The sequence below is a fragment of the Nitrobacter sp. MLSD-S21 genome (assembly GCF_058809865.1).
Window position 1 is genome coordinate 685,847 of the sequence record NZ_JBXASZ010000001.1, and the last position, 25,935, is coordinate 711,781.

Here is a 25,935-nt window from a genome sequence, read left to right on the forward strand (position 1 = left end):
AGAATACACGCCGCCGTTCATGACATCTGCCGCATCACCCTGCTGGACACGCGGGAAACGTCATTTGTCGCCTTTCTCCGGACGACTTTCACGATATTCGATCATCGCGGATCTTCGAATATCGTCCAGGTAGGATTTGGACCGCTTCTCATACTTGTCGGCAAACATTTTTTCCCGGATTTCCTTTTTCTTCGGGGTGTCCACACTGGTTACCTTCTTTTCGCATACCGCTACCATTTCGACGCCCTGCCGCGTGATTTCCGGTGGAGTCAGATGCCCCACGGGCGTCTTATCGAGCAGATCTCGAAGCGTAGGTGGCAGGTCAGCGGACGTTTTTGTGATCGGATCGCGTAGGGTGGCATTCCGCATCGCCTTGACGGTGCGAACGGCCTCCGAGCAAGACTGAATACGCTCGCGCAAAGAATTGGCTTCGTTGCGCCGCGCCTCCACCACCGGACCCGCCGCGCCGCGCGGAACGATCAGGACAACGGGACGCATCCGGTATTCGACCCCCTCGATTTTCGATTTATCCTCGCCGCTATTCTTCAGCGCTTCATTGACATCACGATCGCTCACAAGAAGACTTTCCTTGAAGCGGCCGCGCACAAGGCTTCCCCAAACCATATCAGCTCTCAGGCGCGCCTTGATCGTGTCCGGGCGAACTCCCTGAGAGCCGATCGATTTTGTCAGCTGTTCGGGCGACATCCCCATCCGCGCGCCCATGCTGGCGTATGCCTGATCAATATCCGTCGAAGTCGGGTTCACGCCGAACTTCTTGGCCTCCCTGATCTTCACCTTTTCGCCGATCAACTCTTCGATCACCTCCTGCCGGGGCGGAGATTTGTGGGTGGATATCTTAATCAGGCGGATGCGCTGCTCGATATCAAAAGTGGTGATCGGCTCGCCGTTGACCATGACCGCGACCGACTGGGCAAGCAGCGGCGAGTTCAAGCCGACGAAAGAAAGAAACGCGAATAAGGCCAGACGGCTCAACGGCCGGAAGAGCAAGATCATTTTCATGTCAATGCGCGCTTAGCAGGTCTATTGTCGTCGAGGTCTGAGTTCATCAGGCGGCACAGCCTGCTTCTTCAAAGTACCACCACTTGAAACTAGCGGATGCCAGAGCCGGTCGATCCTCCGCGGGTCTGGCCCAAGGTTCTCAGCCCAAGCTGAAGCATGAAAGCATGGTTAAGCTGGGGCGGCGTTGCTCCCGCGGAATAAATGTATGACGTCACGTAGTTGAGGCCGAGAACAAAACAATCGTCCACGTATCCCGCGCCGACTGCATACTGGTTGATTTGATTGGCTTCCAGGTCCCAGCGTGCCGCACCCTGCACGACCCAGTTGGATGCAACCTTTATGGAACCGGTGCCCAAAAGACCTCGGCGCCTTGTGAGAAAGCCGAGGGCGGGCTGCTCCGCATAATCGCCGTACAACACGCTCCCGGACCACCGGCTGAAACTGGCGCGGCCTTCGGCTTCGAAGCGCTGCACATTCAAGGTCGCCTCATCAATCCGCGCGCGGGTGCTGAACGTGAAGATGCTGTTGGGCGAATAGTTCACGCTTGTGACGTAGTCGGATTGCGGGCGCTGCAAGCCGGAATTGACGCCGGTATTGGTGATATCCGCGACAGCAAACGAGTTCAGGCCGAACAGCTGATAGGACTGTCCGAACAGAAAGTTGATCGCGCCGCCCTGATCGAATTGAGTCGTCGCCTGTGCGCCGACGTTGGCGCGGCCGCCACCCTCGACACGGTCATAACCGGAGAATTTGTCCACGCTGAAGAGGTTGCTGGCGTCGAAGACCAGGCTTTGCGCATCCTCATTCGGCAGCTTGCCCGCATAGCTTTCATTCGGACGGATGATGACCTGCGCGATCGGTTCGATCGTTGTGGTGCCCCAGGGCTGAACGTTGATGAAGGGATAGCGATATTCGAGACCCACAACGGGCATGAGGCGGAGTGCCTGCGTGGTACCGGGCTGGATGAAATTGGACACGCCCGGCTGGTTCGAGATGTCAGCATTGATGGCGTCGGCGCGAAGCGAAGCGAACGGCGTCCAGATCTGACCAAAGGAATCGGTGAACGACTTCCGCCACTGTGCCTGTGCGGTCAAGCGTGTATAGGTTCCCGGAATGCCTCGAAGCAAACAATTGGCCGGTGTTCTCGCCGCTGGGTCAGCCGACGTTGGCGCGCACACGAACGAGGTATTCGCCAGCGTCGAGATCGGATCGAACTGCGCCTGATCACGCGCGAGATTGACGAAGTTGAACTTGTAGCTGAATTCGCCGCCAATGACCGAATGGTTGATGACATTCGAATAGTCGATGACAGGCGCAACCACCGGAACCAGGCTCTGATTGCCCGAGAAGCTCAGGTAGTGAATCGCGCGGGCGTCGAAGTAGCTACGGGTACCGACGCCGGTCAGATAGAGTTGCGAAATCGCTTCGGTCGGCAGAGTCAGGAACGATTGCATCAAGTCCCTGTACTGCTTCAACCGGTAGTCGGAGAAGAAGAAGTAGTCGCTTAACAGAACGCCGTCCCAACCCCAGACCCATTTATCGTTCAAGGCAAACTGACCTTTGGTATCCACACCGCCGCGGAAGTCCCGGTTGCCGGGCCCCGAACCGAAGGCGTCCGGATCAAGCTGATTGATACCATAAGCACGGATTTGATAGGCGCCGTCCACGAAACGCTGCCTGAACTCGCCTTGCATCAACACGCCTTGTCGCGTGGTGAATCGGGGAGAAAGGGTCAGGTCGTAGTCCGGCGCGAGCGCGAAATAGTAGGGAACCTCGACCCCGACCCCGTAGGGAGAATAGGACGTAAAGGTGGGCACCAGGAAGCCGCTTTTGCGCTTCACAGTCGGATCTGGTGTTGAGAAGAAAGGCATATAGGCCATAGGCACGCCGTAAAATTCCAATCGGGCGTCCTCGAAGTACAACATCTTCTCGGTCTGATCGTGAATGATGCGGGCACCCTTGACCTGCCAAAGCGGGGGCTTTTTCGGATTCTCCCTGCAGGGCGCGCAGGCTGTATAGACGCCGTTTTCGAATACCGTGTAGTTGCCCTTGGTCCGATCGGCCCGGGTTGCGGCCATGCGCGTCGCATCGGCCGTGTCAACTCTCAGCGAATCGACGAAGCCGTCCCGGTAGTCGTCGCTCAAATCCAGGATATTGGCGTAGGTGATCTTGCCTCCCGCATCAGTCATGCGGATGTTGCCTTCGGCATGGAGCCGCTTGGTTTTCTGGTCGTAGATGACCTTGTCCGCCTCGACGCTCGTGCCGTTGTAGAACATCTGCACATTGCCGACGGCCGACACGCGAGAATTGTTGTAGTCGTAGTCGAGCTCGGTGGCTTGAACGAGCATCTGCCCGTCATTCTGAGGTGGCGGCGGCGTAGGCTTGGGCGGGCGAGGATTGTAAGTGAAGCTTTGTGCCACAGCCGGAGTAGTTGCGACGACGTCAATCACAGCGGCGGCAATCAGTCCGAGAACGGCCGCCGTCAGCGAGGCCGGAATCACGGACGCACCAGACCGACGGCGGCGCAGTGAGACGCGCCGCTCGCGAACAGGCGAGCGCTTACGGAGGGTGGCGATTGCAGCCACTATCCGTCCTCCTGATGCAGCAAGACCAAAAAGCCGGTGAGGCTGCCGACGCAGACCGGCAGCCACGCCGCAGCGATTGGATTCATCAGCTCGGCCTTGCTCAAATCCTCAGTTACCTTAGACAGGACATAGAGCAGAAAGCCCGAACCCACGCCACTTAAAACCATCTTTTGCACCCCGCCGAAGCGGAAGAAGCGGAGGCTCACCGAGGCCGCCAGCATCACCATTGCAGCCAGCAAAAACGGCTGTGCGATGAGTTTGTGGTATTGCAGCCGGTATCCTGCGGTTGCAAATCCTGAGCTCTCGGAGGATCTGATATAACCCGGCAGTTGCCAAAATGACACAGTTTCGGGGGTGGAGAAGCTGTTTTGGACCTGTGCCGGCGTCAGACTGGTCGGAAGGACAAAGGTTTCCTGCTCGACCGGCGGATTGTCCAGCGTAAACCGGCGAACGCCTTTGAACAGCCAGCGCCCGTCTTCCAGGGCTGCTTCGCGTGCCTCGATACGTTCCTCGAACTTGGAATGGGGATCGAACGTGAACACGGTGAGCCCCGTCAAGCGCACGCCTTGCTGCTCACTGCGCGCCGCATTGATGATAGCCTGACCGTCGTCGGTCACTTGGTTGATCCAGAAACCGGATGCGTCCTGGAGACCTCCTCCGGAGACGCCGCCAAACAGTTCGGCCTCCATCCGCTTGGACAATTCGCGCAGGTTGGCAGACAAAGGATTGTAGACCGTGGTGGCGAGGGCGCCGAGCACGATCGCGCACACGAGCGCCGGCGAGATGAATTGCCACGCCGAAACGCCGGCGGCGCGGGCCACCACCAGTTCAAGCTGCCGCGACAGTGCGAGATAGCACGTCATGGCGCCGATCAGGACACAGAACGGGGTCAGTTTCTCAAGGAGCTGGGGCACCCTGAAAAGCGATGTTTCCGCAACCACGAGTGCCGATGCCGACGCAAGCCCCGACGTCCTCCGGACCATTTCAATATAATCGACAAGAACGAGTAGCAGAAAAATGCTGACGAAAACGCCGAGCGCAGCCACCATGAAGCGGCCAGCAAAATAACGACCCAACGTGTTCGTCAACATGCTCATGCGAGGGCCGGTTTCTTCCCCAGCAGGCGGAGGAGCCGCTCGTTCGATCTGTTGATCGCCTCCGTTAACGCGGCGGATGGTTCGAGCACGATTCCAGCAACAATCACCCGCAAGCAGATACCAATTGCCCCGAAAAGAAGCAGGTATTGCAGGAGCGCCGCCATCGGCGATTTCACAGTCATGACCGAAAGCGCGAAGCCTGCCATACGAAGGCCGAACACCGCCGCAATTGCCGCTCCCATGGAGAAATTGCGACTCTGGCGCGTGGTGCGCGGTGTTCCGAGGAATGCGAAGGTCAGCGCTGCAAAGGCAAACGGATAGATCGGGGCGGTGAATCGATCGTGAAGCTCGGCGCGGAATTGGCCACGCATCTGCTGAACCAGAGGGTCCTTCTGATCGGGAGCAATCAACTCCCAAAGGTAACGTTCACGAATGCCATAAATAACGTCATGCCCTCGATTGGAGAATTTCGACATGTCGAACGCATAGCGGTCAAACGCGACCATGGCCGGTTCGCGCTTGCCCGTCTCGAATCTCTCCAGGTGCCCATCTTCCAGGATAAGAAACGATCCCTGGTCGTTCTTCATCACCGTTCCGTGGTCGGCGATGATACTGAGGCGCTCTTCAGGATTACGGCGATCATCAATGAAAATTCCGGCGAGTTGGCCACCAGGCTGTCGTTCCCGAATACGAATTGTCAGATTCGGATCCAGTTGCGCAAATCGGCCGGGTTGCAGAACGTTCGCCAGAACGTCGGCGGTGATCTCGGCATCCCATCGCTTCAACCGACGCATCCCATCAGGCGCAAGGTAGGCCGCGATGAACGCCACCAGCAAGGCCACAATCACCGTTGCATAGATGAACGGCCGGAAGAGCCGGAACGGCGATAGGCCGGCGGCGTTCATCACGATGATTTCCGAGTCCGTAGCAAGCTTGTGGAGGGTGTGCGAGATCGCGATCATCAGCGCAATCGGGGAGATGATCAGCACCAGCACGGGGATAGCAAGACTGGTGATCCCCAGAAACGTCAGGATGGTCTGTCCCTGGCTTGTCATCAGGTCGATTCCACGCAACGCCTGCGTAATCCAGATCACCCCTGTCAGGCTGACCAGGACCACCACAAACGACGCCAGCGTCGTCCGGAAAATATACTTGTCGATCGACCCCATCGGTCTGAACGATCCCCAATCTTTCAGGCAAACACATCCGGCAACGCCAGACCGCGACCGAGACGTCCCCAGCGTCCCGCCATGTTTTACCTGACTCGTCTCTCAGTACCATCCCTTTGATCTGTCAACAAAATGGCCGAGGCTTAATGTCCGTCGATTATAGTTAAAATCCGGAATATGTGACACTGCAGCCACGGCGGCGGGGGTTAATTGCGCTCAAAGCGAATTTGTAGCAACGGCGCCGAAAGCTGACACGGTGTTGAACCCTTGGCAGCGTTGCCGTTGACAGGTCATAGTCGCTAAGTCACACGCTGGCCCGATTTCGAGGCCGCACCACCCTGATCCTGGAGGTTTCCGATGCCCGACGCCGTCAAGGTGGGCTTTGTTCCTGTTTCGACCGCTTCGCGCGGGACCCTCGTAGTATTTTGCGATGATGCGCTGAAGTTCGGCCAAGCCGCGAGCAAGGCTCTCGGGTCGTCAACCGCACTTGTCAAACGGGCGGCTGCAGCCAATCAGTTCAAAGGCAAAAGCGCGACGACACTCGATATTCTCGCGCCGGAGGGGCTCAAGGCTAATCGCCTGATCGTTGTGGGTGCCGGCAAAACGTCGGCTCTCAAAAGCAGCGATTTCTTGAAATTCGGCGGTGTTCTTGCGGGAAAGATTCGTAGCGATAACGGCGGCGTCACGATCATTGCGGAGCTGCCATCCGCAATGATGGGTCCGGATCAGTCGGCGGCGCTGGCTTCCGGTATCCGGTTACGCGCTTACAAATTCGATCGTTACAAGACGCGGAAAAAGGACGGCGACGATGCGGTATTGCGCGCCGATATATCGATAGCGGTCGCCGACGTCGCCGCAGCAAAGAAGGCGTTCGCGCCTGTCAATCACGTTGTCGATGGTGTCATTATCGCGCGCGACCTCGTGAACGAACCGCCGAATGTACTTTATCCGGAGGAATTCGCGCGGCGCGCGAGCCGGTTGCGCGCGATCGGGGTCGGTATCAACGTTCTTGACGTCAAGGCGATGACCAAACTTGGCATGGGGGCGCTGCTGGGTGTGGGGCAGGGGTCGGCACGGCCCAGCCGGACGGTCGTCATGCGCTGGAATGGCGGCAAGAAGGGCGAACCGCCCGTCGCTTTCATCGGCAAGGGCGTTTGCTTCGACACCGGCGGAATCTCGATCAAATCCGCCAGCGGCATGGAAGACATGAAGGGCGACATGGGCGGGGCGGCCTGTGTGGTGGGGTTGATGCATGCGCTCGCCTCGCGCAAGGCGAAGGTGAATGCCGTCGGCGTCATCGGCCTTGTCGAGAACATGCCGGACGGCAACGCGCAGCGGCCCGGCGATATCGTGACGTCAATGTCAGGTCAGACCATCGAGATCATCAACACCGACGCCGAGGGCAGGCTGGTCCTTGCAGACGTGCTCTGGTACGTCGCCCGCAAGTTCAAGCCGAAGGTGATGGTTGATCTCGCAACGCTCACCGGCGCGATCATGGTGGCGCTCGGCACCGCACACGCCGGCCTGTTCTCCAACAATGACGAATTGTCGGAACGACTGACCAAGGCAGGCTTGGAGACCGGTGAGCGGGTCTGGCGGATGCCGCTTGCGCCTGAATACGACAAGCTGATCGACTCGCAGTTTGCTGACATGAAAAACACCGGCGGCCGCTATGGCGGCTCGATCACGGCTGCTCAATTTTTGCAACGGTTCATCGACGATACGCCGTGGGCGCATCTCGACATCGCGGGAACGGCGATGGGCGCTCCCAAATCCGACATCAATCAGAGTTGGGGATCCGGGTTCGGCGTGCGGTTGCTGGATCGCCTCGTCGCGGAGCATTACGAAACGCAGCGATGACGGAAGTTCTGTTCTACCATTTGCAGAACATGTCGCTTGAAAAAGTTCTGCCACCGCTGCTCGAGAAAACCTTCGAACGCGGATGGCGCGCCGTCGTCCATACAACATCTGAGGAGCGCGCCGATGCGCTCGATGCTCATCTATGGTCCTATCGTGACGATTCTTTCCTGCCGCATGCGACGTGGCGGATCGAGGACGCCAGCGAACAGCCGATTATCCTGACGGTCGACGGCCGAAATCCCAACCGGGCCACCGTCAGATTTCTAATCGACAGTGCCCCACTTCCGGACAGTCCTGATACCTACGAACGGCTGGTGCTGATCTTCGATGGCGACGATAGTGGCGCGCTAGATGCCGCGAGGGCCGTCTGGACAGAGTGCAAGTCACGAGGGTTTGAGGCGACCTACTGGCAGCCTGACGAAACTGGACGCTGGCAGCGTCGCAAGTAGCCAGATAGAGCGGTTGTAATTTGATGATACTTGAAGCTTTCTGCTCAGACACTAAGGTCCAGTCATGGTCACGCCGCAAATAGGTGGTGGGACAGGTTTTTTACGATCCGTCGGGATAAAATTCGTCGTGAGACAGCCCAGATTTCGCCGAAGGGCCTTGATGTCGCTCCTTCTGATAGCGCCGCTTGTATCGGGCTGCGGCAGCGCATCGGATATTTTGTCGTCAGATCTGCTGTCGAAGGATGCGGACTGGTTTTCGCGATCCGGCAGAGTATTCGTCAAGAACGTTTCGATTGAAACACCGCCGCTCACGCCGGACAAGCCGGTCGCGCCGGACGACCTCATCAGTGCGGACGGTCTTTGTACGGGGATGGCGCCGCCGATCGGCGCAGGGGGATCCGGTGCACCCTCCGACAACGCTACCGCTGCTCCGCCAACTGCAACGGGTACCGTGGCGTTAGGTCATACCGAATGCGACGTGACGCGCGGCATCGGAGTCGCGCCGGATAATGTCAGTCTCTCCAACAATCCGGGGGGAGATCGTGTTGCAGTCTTGACGTTCCTGAGAGGACCACGCGCCGGAACTTATACATTTTCGGCGGGACGTCTGTCCTCGATCGAGCGGGCGCCTGAACTAGCAGCACCTCAGAAGCCGGAGCGGCGAGCGAAAAAACGGTAGAAGCGTGAGCTGGAGCTCCGCTTCCAATAGAATTGAAATCCTTGCTCTATGATTTTGATTTAACGCGTTTTCTTCACGCAAACCAGCATCCGCGGCGCTCGAAAACACTAAAGTTTTCAGCAACGGTTTCCGTCAGCCTGGGGCGTTATCGTAGGACGAGCTGGCCTCCAGCCATTCCTCCTCGGCGCGCTGCAGGGCGTCGACCGCGCTGGCCCGTGCCTTTGTGAGTTGCGCCGCCTGTTTGGGCTCGCGCTTGAACAGATCCGGCAACGCAAGGGCGACGTCGATTTTTTCGATGATGCCGGTGATTCGCTCGATCTCGGCCTCGGCGGCCGTAATCTTCTGTTTGAGCGGCGCGCGCCGTTCGATCCTCTCGCGCCGCGGCTTGTCACGGCCGTCGTCGCGCTCGCCAGACGACCCGCGGTCGCGACCGTTTGTGCGGAGGCCGCGTGCCGACAAAACCGCGCGGCGGTAATCGTCGAGGTCCCCGTCGTAAGGAGTAACGGCGCGGTCTGCCACAACCCACAGCCGGTCGGCGCAGGCCTCAATCAGATAGCGGTCATGCGAGACCATAATGACAGCACCGGGATATTCGTTGATTGCTTCGGCAAGCGCGGCCCGGCTGTCGATATCGAGATGGTTGGTCGGTTCGTCAAGAATGATCATGTTGGGGGCGAAGAACGTCGCAAGCCCGAGTAAAAGGCGCGCTTTTTCGCCACCCGAAAGGCTTCGAACAAGGGTGTCGCCCGCCTTGCCTGAAAAGCCGATGCCTCCCACGCGAGCGCGAATTTTTGTTTCTGGGGCATCTGACATCAGTCGCCGCACATGATCGTAGGGCGAGCCGTCGAGGTCCAGTTCGTCGGTCTGATGCTGGGCGAAATAGCCGATCGATAGCTTGTCGGCGCACACCACTTTGCCGGCGAACGGTTGTAGCTTGCCGGCGAGCAGTTTGACGAGGGTGGACTTGCCGTTTCCGTTGGCGCCGAGCAGGGCAATACGATCGTCCTCATCGATCCGCAAGGTTACGCGCTTGAGGACTGGCGATTCCCGATCGTAACCTACGACTGCCTCGTCAACGGCAATGATCGGCGGCGACAACAGCTTGTCCGGCACGGGAAACGAAATCTCGCGCACGTCTTGTGTCACCAGCGCCGTCACGGGCTTCATGCGCTCGAGCATCTTCACGCGCGACTGCGCCTGGCGTGCCTTCGAGGCCTTGGCCTTGAAGCGATCGACGAAATCTTGAAGCCGCTTGCGTTCGTCGGCCTGCCGCCTGGCGTGCTTGGCATCGAGCATCTCGCGGGCAGCGCGCTGGTCCTCGAACGAGGAGTAGGTGCCCTTGTAGAGAGTGAGCTTGCCGCGATCGAGGTGCAGGATCTGATCGACGGATGTGTCGAGCAGGTCGCGGTCGTGGCTGATGATGATGACCGTGCGCGGGTAGTGCGCGAGGTGATCTTCCAGCCAGAGCGTTCCTTCGAGATCGAGGTAATTCGTCGGCTCATCCAACAGCAACAAATCGGGTGCAGCAAAGAGGGTTGCCGCGAGCGCGACGCGCATACGCCAGCCGCCTGAGAATTCCGAACAGGGGCGGGCCTGGTCCGCCGTTGAAAATCCGAGACCGCTCAGGATCGACGCCGCGCGTGCGGGTGCGGAATGGGCGTCGATATCGACGAGACGCGTCTGGATGTCGGCGATGCGGTGTGGATCGCGAGCAATTTCGGCTTCATGCAGCAGCGCGTGGCGTTCGATGTCGGCCTTCAGCACCACCTCGATCAGGCTTTCAGGGCCGTCGGGAGCTTCTTGTGCGAGGCTACCGACGCGCCAGCGCGGCGGAACGGCAATGGTCCCCGTTTCGGTCGGCAGCTCACCGCGGATGGCATGGAACAGCGTCGATTTTCCGACACCGTTACGACCGACAAAGCCGACACGAGCGCCGGGCACGATCTGAACAGAGCTATGGTCGATCAGCAGCCGTCCGGCGATGCGGATCGAAATATCGGTGATGGACAGCATGGATGTTTTTCACCGCTGCGCCGGCCAAACGCAACTCGTTTGTGGGCGTTCGGGAGCAAATACGGCGAAGGCTTCAACCGAAACGAGACCAGCGCAAGGAGGTCAGCCGTGGCCGTCCTGCGCACTCAGCTGCTGCAACAGCACCTGAAGCCGGAAAGGTAGTTCCGGCTCTTCCGGCCGCAGGTCGGTTCGCAGCCGCTCACCGATCGCTTTCGCGACCTCTTTGCTGGTCTGCGGATCAATCCGATCGGCGCTTTCGGCGATTCGGTCGGGCATTGTGGTTCGGTGTCCCTGCGGTGCGCTATAGGATTAAGCCCCGAAGCGGTAAATTGTTTCGGGGATATGGCCTATCGCGTGCAGTATCTGCAAGCCCGAGGATAACAGCCGATGTGGAAATCAAACGTTTAGACGGGCCAGGGTCTTCGGAAATCGGAGGCCGGGGCCTTCCCCACGCACACAAAACCGAGGCCGAGCAAGTCGTCATTCTCGGCTAGCCATTGTTCAAGCGCGTGCCCGCTCGCAGAAATTTCTGAGGATCGACAGCTTCCCCGTCGATCCTTGTTTCGTAGTGCAGGTGCGGACCTGTCGAACGGCCCGTCGATCCGACCTCACCGATGACCTGTCCGGCCTTGACGGTTTGGCCGATCTTCACATCGATTTCCGAAAGGTGACCGTAGCGGGTCGACAAGCCATTGCCATGATCCACCTCGACCATCCGGCCATAGCCACCCGTCCAGTTCGCGGAGATGACCTTTCCGTTCGCCGTCGTCCGCACGGGGTTTCCTGCCGTAGCGCGAAAATCGAGCCCGGTGTGCATTGCCGGTCGCCCAACGAACGGATCGACGCGAACGCCGAAACCGGACGTGAATTCGAGCTCTCCCACGACCGGCTTGCGATAGGGAACAAGGGCGAGCGCGCGATCCAGCCGGTCGATCTGCGCACGCGTCAGGTTGACGCGGTAAAGCTGACGCTCGAACGGATCAGAATCGGATCGCAGCTTGACAGGCACATAGGGCCCACCCGTGCCGGGATACAGCGTGGCGGTCGCCATCTTCGCCACGCTCAGTCCGAGATCGGAGAAAACTCCACGCATCCGGTGCAGGCGGGAATCCATACCATCCGCGATCGAACTCAATTCGGCGATCTGACGGCTCTCGACCCGATCGAGCGACGATTTCAGCTGCAAGAGCCTGTTGTCCTCGCCGGTGACGTTCATGAGCGGGACCGGTTTTGGACGGGCATTGGCCGGCTGGCGAAAGTCAAGGGGCGCGCCTCGATCGGGTAGCGCCTCGAAAGTAGTAGTATCGTTGATCGGGGAGGGCTTTTCAGACCGCGATGAGCCTGCGTCAGCGTCGTTTCCCGCCTTCCGGGCCGACCCTTTGATTGATCCCGTTACTGAAACCTCAGATATGGCACTCAGGGCACCGGCGCGAGATTCAAGCACCGTCTGACGGCGCATGATCTCGTCGAGCTTTCTCTCGAACTGTTCCTGATCGATCAATTGACGGCTGGTGGTACGATCGACCCGCGAGCGCAATTCGGCAATGCGATCTTCGTAGGCATATTGCATGTCCGCCTGCCGCGCGATGAGCCGCGTCAGCACATCATCGCGGAAGGCGAAATAGGTCGCAGTCGCAGCCGACCAGATCCCGAGCAGCGTGACGGTTCCGACCGCAATCCAGAACACGACCGGGCCAAACCGAACCTGTCTGCCGCCATGAGCAAAAGTGTAACCGCTCCGCTTTTCCCTCATTCCCGGCAAGCTAGCCGCTGCCGCGTAGCGCGAAGGATGTCGATCATGATCGTGGGTGCGATGCGGCGGGTACTCGGCGCACTGACTGGAACGGTACGGCATCGATACTCCTGTGCCGACCTGAAACAGGGCTTCGGACGGCTCAACTTCGATGCTGATTTGAACCATTCATGGTTAATTTTCGGAAAATGGCGGTGCGCTTTTACAGTCGGCGCGCTGCCGCGAGTACCTCGTCAGCGTGACCTTCGACCTTGACGCGGCGCCAGATACGAGCGATCCGCCCGGCTTCGTCCACCAGCACGGTTGTACGAAGAACGCCGGTGAAGGTTTTGCCATACATGGATTTTTCGCCCCAGGCGTTATATGCTTCCAACATGTCGTGCTTTTCGTCCGAAACAAGAGGAGTGGACAGCTTATGCTTGTTTCGAAACGATTCCTGTGCCTTTACGGAGTCGGACGACACGCCCATCACTGTCGTTCCACTGGCCGCGAACTCTTTTGCCAGCCGTGTGAAATCCATGGCCTCCCTGGTGCAGCCCGGAGTGCCTGCGCGCGGATAGAAGAAGATCACGAGCTTCGTCCCGGCGAAATCGGCAAGCGAAACGTGGGTGCCGTCTTCCCTCGGGAGTTTGAATGGTGGCGCCAGGGAGCCTTCCGCAAGCTCACCTGCTTGTGAGAAGGGCGAAGTCAGGCGTGATTTGAGCTTCCCGCTCGCTGTCATATCGACGTTGCGAGCCGGTTTTATGCGGTTGACCGTCGCAGCCCGGGCAGTCCCAGAACTGTCCGACTTGGAGGATTTCTTGCGTATCTTCTTGGACATACGCCTTCCTTTCGTCGCTTTCCAACGCTCAGTATCCGTTCAACTGCGGCAGGCGCCGAGGGCGAATCGGTCAGACCGCCGCCGCTGTGCATGACTGCCGACCGCGGGTTCGGTTACAAGGAATTCGACGAGTTGTCCGCCCCACATTCAGTTCAAGTGGGCACCAGGAGCCGGATGACGCGTAACACGCCAAATCGGGGATTAGCCGAAGGGCCATCACAGGAACGTTCGTCCGGAAACGGCGCGCGGACCGATAAGGGCGAAAGCTCCCGACCAAGCGGGCACTGAGAGGCAATGGCTAAAAAGACGCCGATACGAAATCCGAAATTGCACGGCGATCATCAGGTCTCGCAAGGAGAGGGTGCCGGCTGGGACGAGGACGACGACGAACTCCAAAATCGTCGCATACGTCAATTGCTGTCGCGGTCGGATTCCAGATTCCACAGAGTCGGCGACCGATTCGTGAAATTCAGAAACTGGCTGGCGGGAGAACGCTGGGTCAGACGGCTCGCGATCACCGGCTTGGTCCTGACGATCATGTTCGCGGGCGGGTTCGGTGCGCTCTGGTGGCGTCTCGGCGCTGGTCCCGTCAATCTCGACATGATGACGCCTTGGCTTGTCGCTGCGATCGAGGAAAACATTGGTCACGACAACACGGTGGAAATTGGCGGCACGCAAATCGAGCGGGCCGGCAGAATTCGTATCGCGGTTCGTATTCGTGACGTCGTCGTCCGTGACCGCGATCATGTCATCATCGCGAGCGCACCCAAGGCCGAGGTTAGACTGTCTGGTATAGCGCTGTTGACCGGCCGGTTACGTGCCGAAAGTCTCAATCTGGTCGACGCCGAACTTGCGGTCAGAATTACGTCGGACGGCCAAGTCACTGTTTCGACAGGTGATAACGCTAAGCCGCTTGCCACGGGCGTCGCGCCAACGCGACGATCTGACTTGCCATCGACAGCCGTATCCTCCGAAACATCGTTGCCGACACAAGGAACGCAACAATTCCCCGACGCCCCGACCGCAGTACCGCCGATTTCAGAAGACGGCGGCAACGCGAGCACCTTGTTGGCGGGGTTGGAATGGCTCGACAGCCTCGGCGTAAGGGGGCTTGATGGCCAAAATCTCAACGAGATCGGTCTAAAGAACGGGAGACTGGTGGTTGACGACCAGCAGCGCGGCAACCGTTGGAGCTTTAGCAACATCAGCCTGAGTCTTCGCAGGCCGGGCACGGGCGGCGTCGCATTCACTGTCAGCGAAGGCGGCAGCAAGGGGTGGTCGCTTCACGTCACGGTCGGACCGCCCGCGAATGGTGTCCGTCCGATTGATCTCCAAGCCGCTGGCATTCCAGCAAAGAACATTTTGCTGGCTCTTCGCATCAAGGACCTCACTTACAGCGCCGACATGCCGCTCAGCGGCGAACTGAAGGGCGAGATTGGTCGCGACGGCTTGCCCACGTATCTGCGCGGCAGTCTTGTCGCCGGCAAAGGCACGATCATCGACTCTGACACGCCGGATTATCCCATGGCGATCGATGAGATCGAAATGAACATGGAATGGGATTCGGGACGGCGTGTCCTGGTGGCACCGTTCAAGATGGTGTCCGGCGAAAATAGAATTACGCTGCTTGCCCGCCTCCAGCCTCCGAATGGCAATATTCCGGACTGGCAGATGGGTTTGAGCGGCGGCACAATCGTGCTCGCCGGCTTCGATGGCGAAGCGCCTCTGATCCTCAATCGCATTGCGATCAACCTGCGTTTCGACACAGAACACAAGCAGGTCATTCTGACTCAAGCCGATATCAGCAACGGCGAAATCGGCGTTGCAGGCACCGGCAGCATCGACTATTCGGGCGCACCAAGCCTGAAGCTGGGCTTTGCCGGGACGCCGATGTCAGCCGCCGCCCTCAAGAGTATGTGGCCGGCTCTGATCGTGCCGGAGTTGCGCGAATGGGTTATTGGGCGAATTGATCGAGGCTCTCTCCAGCGCATTGAAATCGGCGTGAATTCGCCGCTTCACAACCTGTCGCGACGCGGGCCGCCGATGCCGGATGACGGGCTTTCGGTTGACATCGTTGCTCGCAATGTGACCCTGCATCCCGTTGATGAAATGCCCTCGGTCCATGACGCCGACTTAAAGGCGCGGGTGACAGGAAGAACCGCGACGGTAACGATCGGGCAGGCCGCCGCCGATACTCCGTCCGGCCGAAAGCTCAACATTTCCGACGTCGTTTTCGAGGTGCCGGATTTGGCACCCAAACCCGCTCTGGCAAGAGTGAAATTCAGAATCGATGCTCCGGTCCCCGCAGCCGCCGAAATTCTCGTCTCGGACCGCCTCCGCGAATTCACCGATAATTTAATCGATCCGAATTCCAGCAAGGGGACGGTTGCGGCACAGATCGCTTTGGGCCTGCCGCTCACGCGAAAGATCACCAAGGAGGACACCACCTATTCCATCACCGCGGATCTCACGGGTTTTGCCGCCGACAAGCTAGTCATGAATCAGAAGCTTGAAGCGAGCGCGTTAAAGGTAGCCGCCAACAACGAGGGGTACCAGGTCAAGGGCGACGTCAAGATCAACGGCCAGCCTGCTTCGCTGGACTACCGCAAGCCGGCCGCGGGCGATGCAGACATCAAATTGCAGACCACGCTGGATGACGCGAGCCGCGCAAAACTCGGAGTTGATCTCGGCGCAGGAGCGACCGGTTCGATTCCTATCAAGCTGGTCGGGAAGATTAGCCGCGACAGGGACAGCAAATTCGCCATCGATGCCGATCTCACATCCTTGAAACTCGACAACGTTCTGCCCGGCTGGGTCAAGCTACCGGGAAAGTCAGGGCACGCGACGTTTAATGTCGTGCATAAAGCGCAATCCACGCGTCTGGAGGACATCGTTATCGACGGCAGCGGCGTCATGATAAAGGGATCGTTGGAGGTCGATCAAAACGGCGATCTGTTGAATGTGAACTTCCCGGTTTATGCGCCGTCAGAAGGTGACAGGGCTACTCTGAAGGTGGAGCGAAACTCGGACGGCGTGATGAAGGTCGTCATGCGCGGCGACGTGTTCGACGGCCGCGGCTTTCTCAAATCGACGATCTCGGGAAAGCAGGCCGACGCCAAAAGCAAGTCCAAGAGCGTCGATTTCGACATCGACCTGAAGATCGGCGCCGTCGCCGGGTTTTACGGCGAAGCCGTTCGCAGCGCGGACGTGAAGATGGCCCGGCGTAATGGATCGGTCCGTAGCCTCACCATGAGCGGCAAGATCGGACGTAACACGTCCCTGTCGGGCGATCTGCGCGGGCGCCCGCAGGGCCGCGACGTCATTCTGATCGAGACCGACGACGCGGGCGCATTCTTCCGCTTTACCGATACCTACGGAAAAATGTTTGGCGGTCAGCTTGCGCTGGCCATGGATCCTCCCACCGCTGAGCCTCGGGCCAAGCAAGGCCTGATCAACGTTCGCGATTTCGCGATCAAGGGCGAAGCGGCTCTGGATCGCGCCGTGGCGGGTGGTCCTCGGACCGCTCAGAACGGTATTTCATTTTCGCGTCTGCGCGCGGAGTTCACCCGGCAGAACGGACAACTCACGGTCCGCGACGGCGTCGTCAAAGGGCCGACCATCGGCGCGACCATCGAAGGCCAGATCGACTATCCTGCCAACGAAGTTCGCATGAGCGGCACGTTCGTCCCGATGTACGGGCTCAACAACATTTTTGGGCAGCTTCCGGTCGTCGGGCTGATCCTTGGCGGCGGCAGCGACGAGGGGCTGATCGGCGTGACCTATGAGGTGGTAGGATCCCCGGGGCAACCGCAACTGCGCGTCAATCCGATCTCGGCCATGGCGCCCGGGCTGGTACGCAAGATTTTTGAATTCCAGACCGGAAAAACGGCTAACCAGATCGAGTTTCCGTCAACGAGCGGCAACTGAACGTTTGCCAAATCGGCTGCTTGAACGCAGCTACGACGAAAAACAATCCGTACCTCCAGGCACGCTATGCAGGCCGCAGCAGCACGTGGCGTTTCTTGCCCATTGAGAGCTTGACCACGCCTTCGGGTGTAAGATGGTCCGGTGTCAACATCATCTTTTCATCGGCGACGACGACATCGTTGATGCGAAGACCGCCACCCTTGATCTGGCGACGCGCTTCGCCGTTTGAGGCGACAAGACCCGCCTTTACGAACAGCGCGAGAACGCCTGTGCCGCTTGCAAGCTCGCTCTGCGAAATATCCAGCGTGGGAAGGCTCTCGGCGATCGCGCCTTGTTCGAAGGTCGTGCGCGCAGTGTCGGCAGCTTTCTCAGCCTCGGGGCGACCATGCAGAAGCGCGGTCGCCTCGGTCGCGAGCACTTTTTTGGCCTCGTTGATCTCGGCGTCCCGCAACGCAGCCAGTTTCGTGATCTCGCCCATCGGCAGGATCGTGAACAGTTTCAGAAATTTGACGACGTCGGCGTCCTCGACGTTGCGCCAGAATTGCCAGAAATCGTAAGGGCTGAAGGCGTCCGCATTGAGCCAGACGGCGCCTTGCGCGGTCTTTCCCATCTTTGCGCCCGATGCCGTCGTCAATAACGGCGTCGTCAGGGCGAACAACTGAGGCGTTCCCATACGGCGGCCGAGATCGACGCCATTGACGATATTGCCCCACTGATCCGAGCCGCCCATCTGCAACCGGCAGCCGGCCCGGCGCGACAGTTCGACGAAGTCATAAGCCTGGCAGATCATGTAGTTGAATTCGATGAAGCTCATCTCCTGTTCGCGCTCAAGGCGGAGGCGAACGGAGTCCATCGTCAGCATGCGATTGACCGAGAAATGCCGACCGATGTCACGCAACATCTCGATCCAGTTGAGCTTGGTCAGCCACTCGGCGTTGTCCAGCATCACCGCGTCGCTCGCGCCCGAACCGTAACGCAGCACCTTGGCGAATACGCCGCGAATGCTAGCCTTGTTGGACTCGATTTCCGCCACGCTGCGGATCGCGCGCGATTCATCCTTGCCGGAGGGATCGCCGACCATGGTGGTTCCGCCACCCATTAGCGTGATCGGTTTGTTGCCGCTCTGCTGGAGCCAGTAGAGCATCATCATGGTCAGGTAGTTGCCGATGTGCAGCGACGGCGCGGTGCAATCGTAGCCGACGTAAGCCGTTGCCTCGCCTTTTGCGGCCAACGTATCAAGACCCTCGAGGTCGGAGCACTGATGAATGAAGCCTCGTTCCTGAAGGATGTTGAGAAAATCGGACTTGAAGGCGGCCATGGCTATAGGACCCCGATCGTTCTTGTTAGGCTCTGTCGCAAACTCGATTCCGGTGGATCATGGCCGGACACCGCCGCCAGGCTTCGCTGTGTGCCATTATAAGAAGTGTGCGTTCGGCACAAGCCGGCCCGCAGAAGGCAACTGGAGACCGCAAGGCGATGATGACGGCAATCGGTCTGATGAGCGGTACCTCTCTGGACGGCATCGATGTCGCCTTGATCGAAACCGACGGTGAGCGAGTAACCGCGTTCGGGCCGACCGGTTATCGTCCCTACACGGATTTCGAGCGCGGTTTGTTGCGTGAGGCGCTCGCGGAGGCTGTCAGTTTGTCGCGGCGCGACGCGCGGCCGGGCGTAATCGGCGAAGCCGAGCGCGCCGTGACCTTGGCGCACGCCGAAGCCGTTGCGGCGTTCATCGCGCAAAACCGCATCGTATGGGAGGATATCGATATCGTCGGCTTCCACGGTCAGACCGTGCTGCATCGGCCCGCTCAGCGGCTGACCGTGCAGATCGGTGACGCGGCGGCCTTGGCGAAAGCGATCCGCGTTCCGGTAATGCACGATTTTCGCGCGGCCGACGTAGCCGCCGGCGGCCAGGGCGCGCCATTCGTCCCTGCCTATCATCGCGCGCTGGCGGAATCGCTCAGTTGCGAGGGACCGATCTGCGTGGTCAATATCGGTGGCGTTTCCAACATCACCTATATCGACGGCGCCGATACATTGATCGCCTGCGATACCGGACCGGGCAACGCGCTCCTCGATGATTTCATGCTCCGCGTGACAGGCCAGCCGTTCGACCGCGACGGCCGGCTGGCGGCAGAGGGCCATCCCGACGCGGACTGGATCGCGCGCGCCTTGAAGCACCCGTTCTTCACGCTGCCCCCGCCCAAATCTCTCGACCGCAACGATTTCGCTTCGCTCGTCCTGCACGACATGATGCCGGCCGATGGTGCCGCAACCCTGACGGCCTTCACCGCAGCGGCCATAGCGCGGATTATTCCGCTGCTGCCGAAGATGCCAGAAAAGTGGATCGTCGCTGGCGGCGGCGCCCGCAATCCAATCATGCTTGAGATGCTGCGGGAAAGAATTGCGCCTGCAACGGTCGAGCCCGCAGATGCCTTCGGTTGGTCGATCGATGCGATGGAGGCGCAAGCCTTCGGCTATCTCGCGGCGAGAGGCCTGAAAGGCTTGCCGTTGAGCTATCCGGCGACCACCGGGGTGCCGGTGCCGATGACCGGAGGCGTGATCGTGCGACCCTGAGCCGTCGCCTGCCGATGTGAGTCCGAGGCGGGGCCAACAAGCAACTGCTGCGCGGAACCGGGATCGTAACGAGGGTGGGCCTCGCAAGGGGGGCCGGCTTCGCCGTGATGAGCTATCGGATGTTGGCGAGTCTCATATCGAGGTAGCTGGTAACCGTCTCCATCAACGGCTCCATCCTGTCCTCGAAGAAATGGTTCGCACCTGGAATGGTTTGCTGATCGATCACGATGCCCTTCTGGGTCTTCAATTTCTCGACCAGCGTCGTGACATCCTTGGCTGGCGCGACAATATCCTTCTCGCCATGGACGATGAGGCCCGACGATGGGCAGGGCGCCAGAAACGAGAAATCGTAACGGTTAGGCTCAGGTGCGATCGAGATGAAGCCTTCCACCTCGGGCCGGCGCATCAGCAACTGCATTCCGATCCAGGCGCCAAAGGAAAACCCGGCCACCCAACAGGCCCGTGCCTCCGGGTTGATGGTCTGCGCCCAGTCGAGTGCCGCCGCGGCGTCCGACAATTCGCCGGTGCCGTGGTCGAACGAGCCCTGGCTGCGGCCGACGCCGCGAAAATTGAAACGCAGCACAGAAAAACCCCGCGCCACGAAAGCATAGTAAACCTGATAGACGATCGGATGGTTCATGCTGCCACGAAACTGGGGGTGCGGATGCAGGACCATCGCTATCGGGGCATTTTTCTGCTTCGCCGGATGATAGCGACCTTCGAGACGGCCGGCAGGACCGGTAAAAATGACTTCAGGCATCGGAATCCTTGGCAAGTCGGCCGCCCACGGGCTGGTTCTGTTCGTAGCCTGACGACGAGGCAACAGGCCCACCGCACGGCAGTGCAGAAAGTGGCCAGTGAACACCGCCGCGTTCTAGCATAGGGCGAGGGGCGAAAAGCAAGCATCTTGCGCGGCTATGTCCGCATCCGCCGAAAATGTCGTATGGTCGCAACCACATGCAAGAGCGAACTTATCTTGACTGGAACGCAACCGCGCCGCTTCGGCGCGAGGCACGCGCCGCAATGGCCGCGGCATGGGACCTCTTCGGCAATCCTTCATCCGTTCACGCGGAAGGCAGGCGAGCGCGGGGGCTAGTAGAAGATGCGCGGGTTAGCGTCGCGGATGCAGTAGGAGGCCGACCCCACAACGTTATCTTTACGTCAGGCGGGACAGAAGCCAACACCTTGGCGTTAACGCCCAGTAGCGGAAAACATAAACAAGATATTGATAATCTTATCGTTTCATCCATCGAACACGCCTCGGTCCTAGCAGGGGGCCGGTTTGCGCTGGATCGGGTTGCGCGCCTGCCGGTCCATCGCTCGGGATTGGTGGATCTCGACGGCTTGCGAACATTGCTCGCGCAGGGGCCTCCGGCGCTGGTCTCGATCATGCTGGCCAATAACGAAACCGGCGCCATTCAGCCAGTTGCCGAAGCCGCTCATCTGGTCCACGAAGCAGGTGGCCTGCTGCACGTTGACGCGGTTCAGGCTATCGGAAAAATTCATATTAGTATCAAAGAATTAAATATCGACCTTCTATCAATCTCTGCGCACAAAATTGGTGGTCCGAAAGGGATGGGCGCATTGGTTTTCGCGGAGAACCAGATCCGTCCGAGTGCGTTGATAAGGGGAGGCGGTCAGGAGCAGGGTGGTCGTGCCGGGACCGAGAATGTGCCCGGCATCGCGGGCTTCGGGGCCGCTGTGATGGCGGCAGAAACAGGCCGCACTACAAACATGGCCCGAGTTCAAACCCTGCGTAACCGGCTTGAGGACGGCTTGAGGCAAACTCCAGGCAGCGTGATCTTCTCGCAGGAGATTCCGCGCCTACCGAATACGACACTTTTCGGTGTGCCTACCTTGAAAGCGGAGACGGCCGTGATCAGATTTGACCTTGAGGGGGTGGCCGTCTCATCCGGTTCCGCGTGCTCGTCGGGCAAAGTGCAGCCATCGCATGTGCTGGAAGCAATGGGGTACGGCCCGGAAATGACCAGAAGCGCATTACGGTTCTCTCTGGGCTGGGAGACCACGGAGGCAGACGTCGATCGGGCTATTAAGACTTGGCGAAAGCTTTCAGGTGCACTACTAAGGAGAGACGAAACAGGGCTTGAACTATTCTAAGACGGTTTCTTCCTTAGAATTGCAGCAAGCCACCAAGAATTCAATCCACCGCGGTCCTTGAAACCGCGAGCGGAGGTAGGAATGGCAGCCGTACAAGAGACGGTCGATCGGGTTCGCCAGATCGACGTCGATCAATACCGGTATGGATTCGAGACGATCATCGAGTCCGAGAAGGCCCCTAAGGGACTGTCCGAAGACACTATCCGGTTTATTTCCGCAAAGAAAAACGAGCCCGCATGGATGCTGGAGTGGAGGCTTGAGGCCTACCGCCGCTGGCTCACCATGCAGGAGCCGACCTGGGCGCGGGTGGACTACCCGAAGATCGATTATCAGGATCTTTATTATTATTCCGCGCCGAAGCCGAAGAAAGAAATCGCCTCGCTCGACGAGATCGATCCGGAGATCCTGAAGACCTACGAGAAGCTTGGCATTCCCTTGCGCGAGGTCGAGGCGCTGGAAGGCGTTGTTCGCCCCGAGGGTGAGCGGAAAGTCGCGGTCGATGCCGTGTTCGACTCGGTCTCGGTGGCGACCACCTTCCAGGAGGAGCTGAAGAAAGCCGGCGTGATCTTCATGCCGATCTCGCATGCTATTCAGCAGCATCCGGAATTGGTGAAGCAGTATCTCGGCAGCGTGGTGCCGACCTCCGACAATTTCTTCGCGACACTGAATTCGGCGGTGTTCTCCGACGGCTCGTTCGTCTACATCCCGCCGGGCGTTCGTTGTCCGATGGAGCTGTCGACCTACTTCCGCATTAACGAGCGCAACACCGGCCAGTTCGAGCGTACGCTTATCATCGCCGACAAGGGGGCCTATGTCAGCTATCTCGAGGGCTGCACGGCGCCGCAGCGCGACGAGAACCAGTTGCATGCCGCGGTCGTCGAACTGGTGACGCTCGACGATGCCGAGATCAAGTATTCGACGGTGCAGAACTGGTATCCCGGCAATTCCGAGGGCAAGGGCGGCATCTTCAATTTCGTCACCAAGCGTGGCGACTGTCGCGGCGCGCGTTCGAAAATTTCGTGGACTCAGGTCGAGACTGGCTCCGCCATCACCTGGAAATATCCGAGCTGCATCCTGCGGGGCGACAATTCACGCGGCGAGTTCTACTCGATCGCTATCTCCAATGGCTACCAGCAGGTCGACAGCGGCACCAAGATGCTGCATCTCGGCAAGAACACCACGAGCAGGATCATCTCCAAGGGCATCGCGGCAGGAAAGTCGCAGAACACCTATCGAGGTCTCGTCACGGCGCACCGCAAGGCGACCAATGCGCGCAACTTCACCGCCTGCGACTCGCTTCTGATCGGCGACAAATGCGGCGCCCACACGGTGCCGTACATCGAGGCCAAGAACACCTCGGCGCTGTTCGAGCATGAGGCGACGACGTCGAAGATTTCGGAAGACGTGCTGTTCTATTGCGTCCAACGCGGACTGTCGCAGGAAGAGGCCGTCGGCCTCGTCGTCAATGGCTTCGTGAGAGACGTGCTGCAGCAGTTGCCGATGGAATTCGCGGTCGAGGCTCAGAAGTTGATCTCGATCTCGCTCGAAGGAAGTGTGGGTTAACCCACGTCACTGCGAGCTCGCTTCAAAGTCGGCTTTTGTGCCGGTTTTGCGCTGGACGAAGCGATCCACCGATGGAAACGCCGGATTGCTTCGCCGCACGAGCACGCTCCTCGCGATGACGTAACGATAGCGAAGGATGAATGATGCCATTGCTTGAAGTCAAAGACCTGCAGGTTCGTGTCGAGGAGCGTGAAATTCTTCACGGCCTGTCGCTGACTGTGAACAAGGGCGAAGTTCATGCGATCATGGGGCCGAACGGCTCCGGCAAATCGACGCTGAGCCATGTCATCGCGGGCAAGCCCGGCTACGAGGTTACCGGCGGTCAAATCCTGTTCAAGGGTGAGGACCTGCTGGAGATGGAGCCTGACGAGCGCGCGGCGAAAGGCGTCTTCCTGGCTTTTCAGTATCCCGTGGAAATCCCCGGTGTCGCCACCATGACCTTCCTGCGCACCGCGTTGAACGCGCAGCGCAAGGCTCGCGGCGAGAGCGAATATTCGACGCCAAACTTCCTGAAGAAGGTGCGTGACGTCGCGGCCTCCCTGAACATTCCGCAGGACATGCTGCGCCGAGGCATCAATGTCGGCTTTTCGGGCGGCGAGAAGAAGCGCAACGAAGTGCTGCAGATGGCGCTCTTCGAGCCTAGCCTATGCATCCTCGACGAAATGGATTCCGGACTGGACATCGACGCGCTTCGCGTTGCGGCCGACGGCGTCAATGCGTTGCGATCACCGGATCGCGCTATGGTCGTCATCACGCACTACCAGCGGCTACTCAATTACATTGTGCCCGACTTCGTGCACGTGATGTCGAAGGGCCGTGTCGTGAAGAGCGGAAACAAGGATTTGGCGCTGGAGCTCGAAGCGTCCGGATATGCACAATTCGAGGAAGCATAGTTCGGACGTGGCCTTCGGTTTCGGACGAGATCATGCGGAAAATACGATCTGAACGGATTTGATGATGGATGTTGCATTGGCAAAGCCGGCTACGGAACGCGCGACCACAGAACTGTTTGCCGCGGCGCGTGACCGTTTGCCGGGATCCGGTCCGGTGAGCGAAGCGCGACAGGTCGCATTCGACGATTTCGCTCGGCGAGGTCTGCCGTACCGGCGCATTGAAGAATGGAAATACACCGACTTGCGCACACTGTTGCGCGAGATTGCGCCGCTTGCTGCCGAGCCTGATCAGGCAGCATTGGCGCGCGCGGCCAAGGCTGTCATCGCGCGTGGCGCGAACGCTATGCACAAGCTGGTGCTGGTTGACGGAGTATTCGTGCCGCAGCTATCCGATCAGGCGCCCGAAACTGGCCTTGAGGTGCGGGCGCTACGTGACATTCTGGAGAGCAATGACGTTGCCGCTCGCGCCGATCTGCTGATCACCACCGCGGCATCCGATACGATGATTTCGCTCAACACCGCGATGGCCACCGATGGCGTTGTCATCGATGTGGCCGAAAATGCGAAGCTGACCAAGCCGCTGCATATCGTCCATATCACCACCCAATCCAACACCGCGGCATTCACGCGTTCGTTGCTGCGGCTGGCAAATGGCGCACGCGCCACGCTGGTTGAAAGTTTCGTCGCAGCCGAGGGTGCCGCTGCCTATCAGGCTCATGACTCGGTTGTGTTGTGGATTGGCGACGGCGCCGAACTGCAACATGTTCGCCTTGTCGAAGATGCCAATGATGCCGCTAACATCTCCACCGCGATCGTCACGATTGGCGCAAACGCGCGTTTCAACTCCCTCAATCTCACGAGCGGCGCGGCGGTGAGCCGATATCAAGGCTTCATCAAGTTCACCCGTGAGGGGTCTCACGCAGACGTGAACGGCGTCAATCTGCTCAATGGTCGCCAGCACGGCGATACGACGCTGGTATTGGATCATGCCGTACCACATTGCAGCAGCAACGAGGTGTTCCGCGCCGTTCTGGACGATCAGGCGCACTCGGTGTTTCAGGGCAAGATCATCGTGCGGCCCGATGCGCAAAAGACCGATGGCAAGATGATGACGCGGGCTTTGTTGCTATCCGATGGCGCCGAAGCCGACAACAAGCCCGAGCTTGAGATTTTCGCTGATGACGTCACCTGTGGTCATGGCGCGACAATCGGCGCACTCGACGAAAGCCTGCTGTTCTATCTGCGTGCACGCGGTCTTTCGGAAAAGGAAGCGCAGGCGCTTTTGATTCAAGCGTTTGTCGGCGAAGCGGTCGAAACCGTTGCCGATGATGGCTTGCGTGATGTTGTTATCGAGGCCGCCGAGCGGTGGCTCGCGGCAAGAGGGTGAATGGACAGGGTCTCGTATTGCTTTG

At 59.4% G+C, this 25,935-nt stretch carries 19 protein-coding genes; 9 read left to right on the forward strand and 10 right to left on the reverse strand.

Annotated elements, in window-relative coordinates; translation table 11 throughout:
- Nucleotides 1-60: 60 nt before the first annotated feature.
- From AC1RT6_RS03475 to lptF, 4 genes are all read right to left on the reverse strand, one after another.
- Entirely contained in the window at nucleotides 61-1,020 is a 960-nt protein-coding gene (locus AC1RT6_RS03475) for a SurA N-terminal domain-containing protein (protein WP_079446818.1), read from the reverse strand.
- Nucleotides 1,021-1,109: 89 nt separating this feature from the next.
- Nucleotides 1,110-3,605 (reverse strand): LPS-assembly protein LptD, encoded by a 2,496-nt coding sequence (locus tag AC1RT6_RS03480; RefSeq protein ID WP_079446817.1) that lies wholly within the window; start codon nucleotides 3,603-3,605, stop codon nucleotides 1,110-1,112.
- Nucleotides 3,605-4,702, reverse strand: a complete 1,098-nt coding sequence (gene lptG, locus AC1RT6_RS03485; protein WP_079446816.1) for an LPS export ABC transporter permease LptG — start codon at nucleotides 4,700-4,702, stop codon at nucleotides 3,605-3,607. The genes AC1RT6_RS03480 and lptG overlap by 1 nt, the downstream gene beginning before the upstream one ends.
- Nucleotides 4,699-5,871, reverse strand: coding sequence for an LPS export ABC transporter permease LptF (gene lptF, locus AC1RT6_RS03490; RefSeq protein ID WP_079446815.1), 1,173 nt, complete (start codon nucleotides 5,869-5,871; stop codon nucleotides 4,699-4,701). Before lptF ends, lptG begins: the two co-directional genes overlap by 4 nt.
- Before the next feature lie 357 nt (nucleotides 5,872-6,228).
- Between lptF and AC1RT6_RS03495 the strand changes: the two genes are divergently transcribed.
- The 3 genes from AC1RT6_RS03495 (at nucleotide 6,229) to AC1RT6_RS03505 (ending at nucleotide 8,859) form a co-directional block, all read left to right on the forward strand.
- Nucleotides 6,229-7,731, forward strand: coding sequence for a leucyl aminopeptidase (locus tag AC1RT6_RS03495; RefSeq protein WP_079446814.1), 1,503 nt, complete (start codon nucleotides 6,229-6,231; stop codon nucleotides 7,729-7,731).
- Nucleotides 7,728-8,180 carry a DNA polymerase III subunit chi gene (locus AC1RT6_RS03500; RefSeq protein ID WP_079446813.1) on the forward strand — a complete coding sequence of 151 codons (453 nt, stop codon included), beginning with the start codon at nucleotides 7,728-7,730 and terminating at the stop codon, nucleotides 8,178-8,180. Before AC1RT6_RS03495 ends, AC1RT6_RS03500 begins: the two co-directional genes overlap by 4 nt.
- Before the next feature lie 160 nt (nucleotides 8,181-8,340).
- Complete coding sequence (locus AC1RT6_RS03505; protein ID WP_079446812.1) at nucleotides 8,341-8,859, forward strand: hypothetical protein; 519 nt, start codon at nucleotides 8,341-8,343, stop codon at nucleotides 8,857-8,859.
- A 132-nt stretch (nucleotides 8,860-8,991) separates the two neighbouring features.
- Here AC1RT6_RS03505 and AC1RT6_RS03510 read toward each other — a convergent pair whose 3' ends face one another.
- The 4 genes from AC1RT6_RS03510 to AC1RT6_RS03525 form a co-directional block, all read right to left on the reverse strand.
- Nucleotides 8,992-10,872 carry an ABC-F family ATP-binding cassette domain-containing protein gene (locus AC1RT6_RS03510; RefSeq protein WP_472789796.1) on the reverse strand — a complete coding sequence of 627 codons (1,881 nt, stop codon included), beginning with the start codon at nucleotides 10,870-10,872 and terminating at the stop codon, nucleotides 8,992-8,994.
- Between the two features lie 102 nt (nucleotides 10,873-10,974).
- On the reverse strand, nucleotides 10,975-11,148 hold the full coding sequence (locus AC1RT6_RS03515) for a hypothetical protein (RefSeq protein ID WP_158081522.1): 174 nt from the start codon (nucleotides 11,146-11,148) through the stop codon (nucleotides 10,975-10,977).
- Nucleotides 11,149-11,362: 214 nt separating this feature from the next.
- Nucleotides 11,363-12,727 carry a M23 family metallopeptidase gene (locus AC1RT6_RS03520; protein ID WP_079447022.1) on the reverse strand — a complete coding sequence of 455 codons (1,365 nt, stop codon included), beginning with the start codon at nucleotides 12,725-12,727 and terminating at the stop codon, nucleotides 11,363-11,365.
- Nucleotides 12,728-12,827: 100 nt separating this feature from the next.
- On the reverse strand, nucleotides 12,828-13,445 hold the full coding sequence (locus AC1RT6_RS03525; RefSeq protein WP_079446810.1) for a peroxiredoxin: 618 nt from the start codon (nucleotides 13,443-13,445) through the stop codon (nucleotides 12,828-12,830).
- Nucleotides 13,446-13,739: 294 nt separating this feature from the next.
- Here AC1RT6_RS03525 and AC1RT6_RS03530 point away from each other — a divergent pair, with 294 nt between their 5' ends.
- A complete protein-coding gene (locus AC1RT6_RS03530) occupies nucleotides 13,740-17,372 on the forward strand; it encodes a YhdP family protein (RefSeq protein ID WP_079446809.1) in 3,633 nt (1,210 codons plus the stop codon).
- Nucleotides 17,373-17,436: 64 nt separating this feature from the next.
- On the opposite strand, the gene tyrS is transcribed toward AC1RT6_RS03530, so the two are convergent.
- Entirely contained in the window at nucleotides 17,437-18,690 is a 1,254-nt protein-coding gene (tyrS, locus tag AC1RT6_RS03535; protein ID WP_472789792.1) for a tyrosine--tRNA ligase, read from the reverse strand.
- Nucleotides 18,691-18,848: 158 nt separating this feature from the next.
- On the opposite strand from tyrS, the gene AC1RT6_RS03540 reads away from it, so the two are divergent.
- Nucleotides 18,849-19,949: an anhydro-N-acetylmuramic acid kinase gene (locus tag AC1RT6_RS03540; protein WP_079447021.1), complete on the forward strand. Its 1,101-nt coding sequence runs from the start codon at nucleotides 18,849-18,851 to the stop codon at nucleotides 19,947-19,949.
- Nucleotides 19,950-20,061: 112 nt separating this feature from the next.
- Here the strand turns inward: AC1RT6_RS03540 and AC1RT6_RS03545 are convergent, their stop codons facing one another.
- Nucleotides 20,062-20,709, reverse strand: a complete 648-nt coding sequence (locus tag AC1RT6_RS03545) for an alpha/beta hydrolase (RefSeq protein ID WP_079446807.1) — start codon at nucleotides 20,707-20,709, stop codon at nucleotides 20,062-20,064.
- 197 nt (nucleotides 20,710-20,906) lie between these two features.
- Between AC1RT6_RS03545 and AC1RT6_RS03550 the strand changes: the two genes are divergently transcribed.
- From AC1RT6_RS03550 to sufD, 4 genes are all read left to right on the forward strand, one after another.
- Nucleotides 20,907-22,067, forward strand: coding sequence for a cysteine desulfurase family protein (locus AC1RT6_RS03550; RefSeq protein WP_472789789.1), 1,161 nt, complete (start codon nucleotides 20,907-20,909; stop codon nucleotides 22,065-22,067).
- Nucleotides 22,068-22,148: 81 nt separating this feature from the next.
- Nucleotides 22,149-23,630 (forward strand): Fe-S cluster assembly protein SufB, encoded by a 1,482-nt coding sequence (sufB, locus tag AC1RT6_RS03555; protein WP_079446805.1) that lies wholly within the window; start codon nucleotides 22,149-22,151, stop codon nucleotides 23,628-23,630.
- 143 nt (nucleotides 23,631-23,773) lie between these two features.
- Nucleotides 23,774-24,523: a Fe-S cluster assembly ATPase SufC gene (gene sufC / locus AC1RT6_RS03560; RefSeq protein WP_079447019.1), complete on the forward strand. Its 750-nt coding sequence runs from the start codon at nucleotides 23,774-23,776 to the stop codon at nucleotides 24,521-24,523.
- 64 nt (nucleotides 24,524-24,587) lie between these two features.
- A complete protein-coding gene (gene sufD / locus AC1RT6_RS03565; protein ID WP_079447020.1) occupies nucleotides 24,588-25,910 on the forward strand; it encodes a Fe-S cluster assembly protein SufD in 1,323 nt (440 codons plus the stop codon).
- Nucleotides 25,911-25,935: the final 25 nt, after the last annotated feature.

What these genes read in the sequence shown, in the direction of transcription:
- AC1RT6_RS03475 (WP_079446818.1), bottom strand. Translation starts at nt 1,020, where the DNA reads ATGAAAATGATCTTGCTCTTCCGGCCGTTGAGCCGTCTGGCCTTATTC.
- lptG (WP_079446816.1), bottom strand. Translation starts at nt 4,702, where the DNA reads ATGAGCATGTTGACGAACACGTTGGGTCGTTATTTTGCTGGCCGCTTC.
- lptF (WP_079446815.1), bottom strand. Translation starts at nt 5,871, where the DNA reads ATGGGGTCGATCGACAAGTATATTTTCCGGACGACGCTGGCGTCGTTT.
- AC1RT6_RS03495 (WP_079446814.1), top strand. Translation starts at nt 6,229, where the DNA reads ATGCCCGACGCCGTCAAGGTGGGCTTTGTTCCTGTTTCGACCGCTTCG.
- AC1RT6_RS03500 (WP_079446813.1), top strand. Translation starts at nt 7,728, where the DNA reads ATGACGGAAGTTCTGTTCTACCATTTGCAGAACATGTCGCTTGAAAAA.
- AC1RT6_RS03505 (WP_079446812.1), top strand. Translation starts at nt 8,341, where the DNA reads ATGTCGCTCCTTCTGATAGCGCCGCTTGTATCGGGCTGCGGCAGCGCA.
- AC1RT6_RS03510 (WP_472789796.1), bottom strand. Translation starts at nt 10,872, where the DNA reads ATGCTGTCCATCACCGATATTTCGATCCGCATCGCCGGACGGCTGCTG.
- AC1RT6_RS03515 (WP_158081522.1), bottom strand. Translation starts at nt 11,148, where the DNA reads ATGCCCGACCGAATCGCCGAAAGCGCCGATCGGATTGATCCGCAGACC.
- AC1RT6_RS03520 (WP_079447022.1), bottom strand. Translation starts at nt 12,727, where the DNA reads ATGCCGTACCGTTCCAGTCAGTGCGCCGAGTACCCGCCGCATCGCACC.
- AC1RT6_RS03525 (WP_079446810.1), bottom strand. Translation starts at nt 13,445, where the DNA reads ATGTCCAAGAAGATACGCAAGAAATCCTCCAAGTCGGACAGTTCTGGG.
- AC1RT6_RS03530 (WP_079446809.1), top strand. Translation starts at nt 13,740, where the DNA reads ATGGCTAAAAAGACGCCGATACGAAATCCGAAATTGCACGGCGATCAT.
- tyrS (WP_472789792.1), bottom strand. Translation starts at nt 18,690, where the DNA reads ATGGCCGCCTTCAAGTCCGATTTTCTCAACATCCTTCAGGAACGAGGC.
- AC1RT6_RS03540 (WP_079447021.1), top strand. Translation starts at nt 18,849, where the DNA reads ATGATGACGGCAATCGGTCTGATGAGCGGTACCTCTCTGGACGGCATC.
- AC1RT6_RS03545 (WP_079446807.1), bottom strand. Translation starts at nt 20,709, where the DNA reads ATGCCTGAAGTCATTTTTACCGGTCCTGCCGGCCGTCTCGAAGGTCGC.
- AC1RT6_RS03550 (WP_472789789.1), top strand. Translation starts at nt 20,907, where the DNA reads ATGCAAGAGCGAACTTATCTTGACTGGAACGCAACCGCGCCGCTTCGG.
- sufB (WP_079446805.1), top strand. Translation starts at nt 22,149, where the DNA reads ATGGCAGCCGTACAAGAGACGGTCGATCGGGTTCGCCAGATCGACGTC.
- sufC (WP_079447019.1), top strand. Translation starts at nt 23,774, where the DNA reads ATGCCATTGCTTGAAGTCAAAGACCTGCAGGTTCGTGTCGAGGAGCGT.
- sufD (WP_079447020.1), top strand. Translation starts at nt 24,588, where the DNA reads ATGGATGTTGCATTGGCAAAGCCGGCTACGGAACGCGCGACCACAGAA.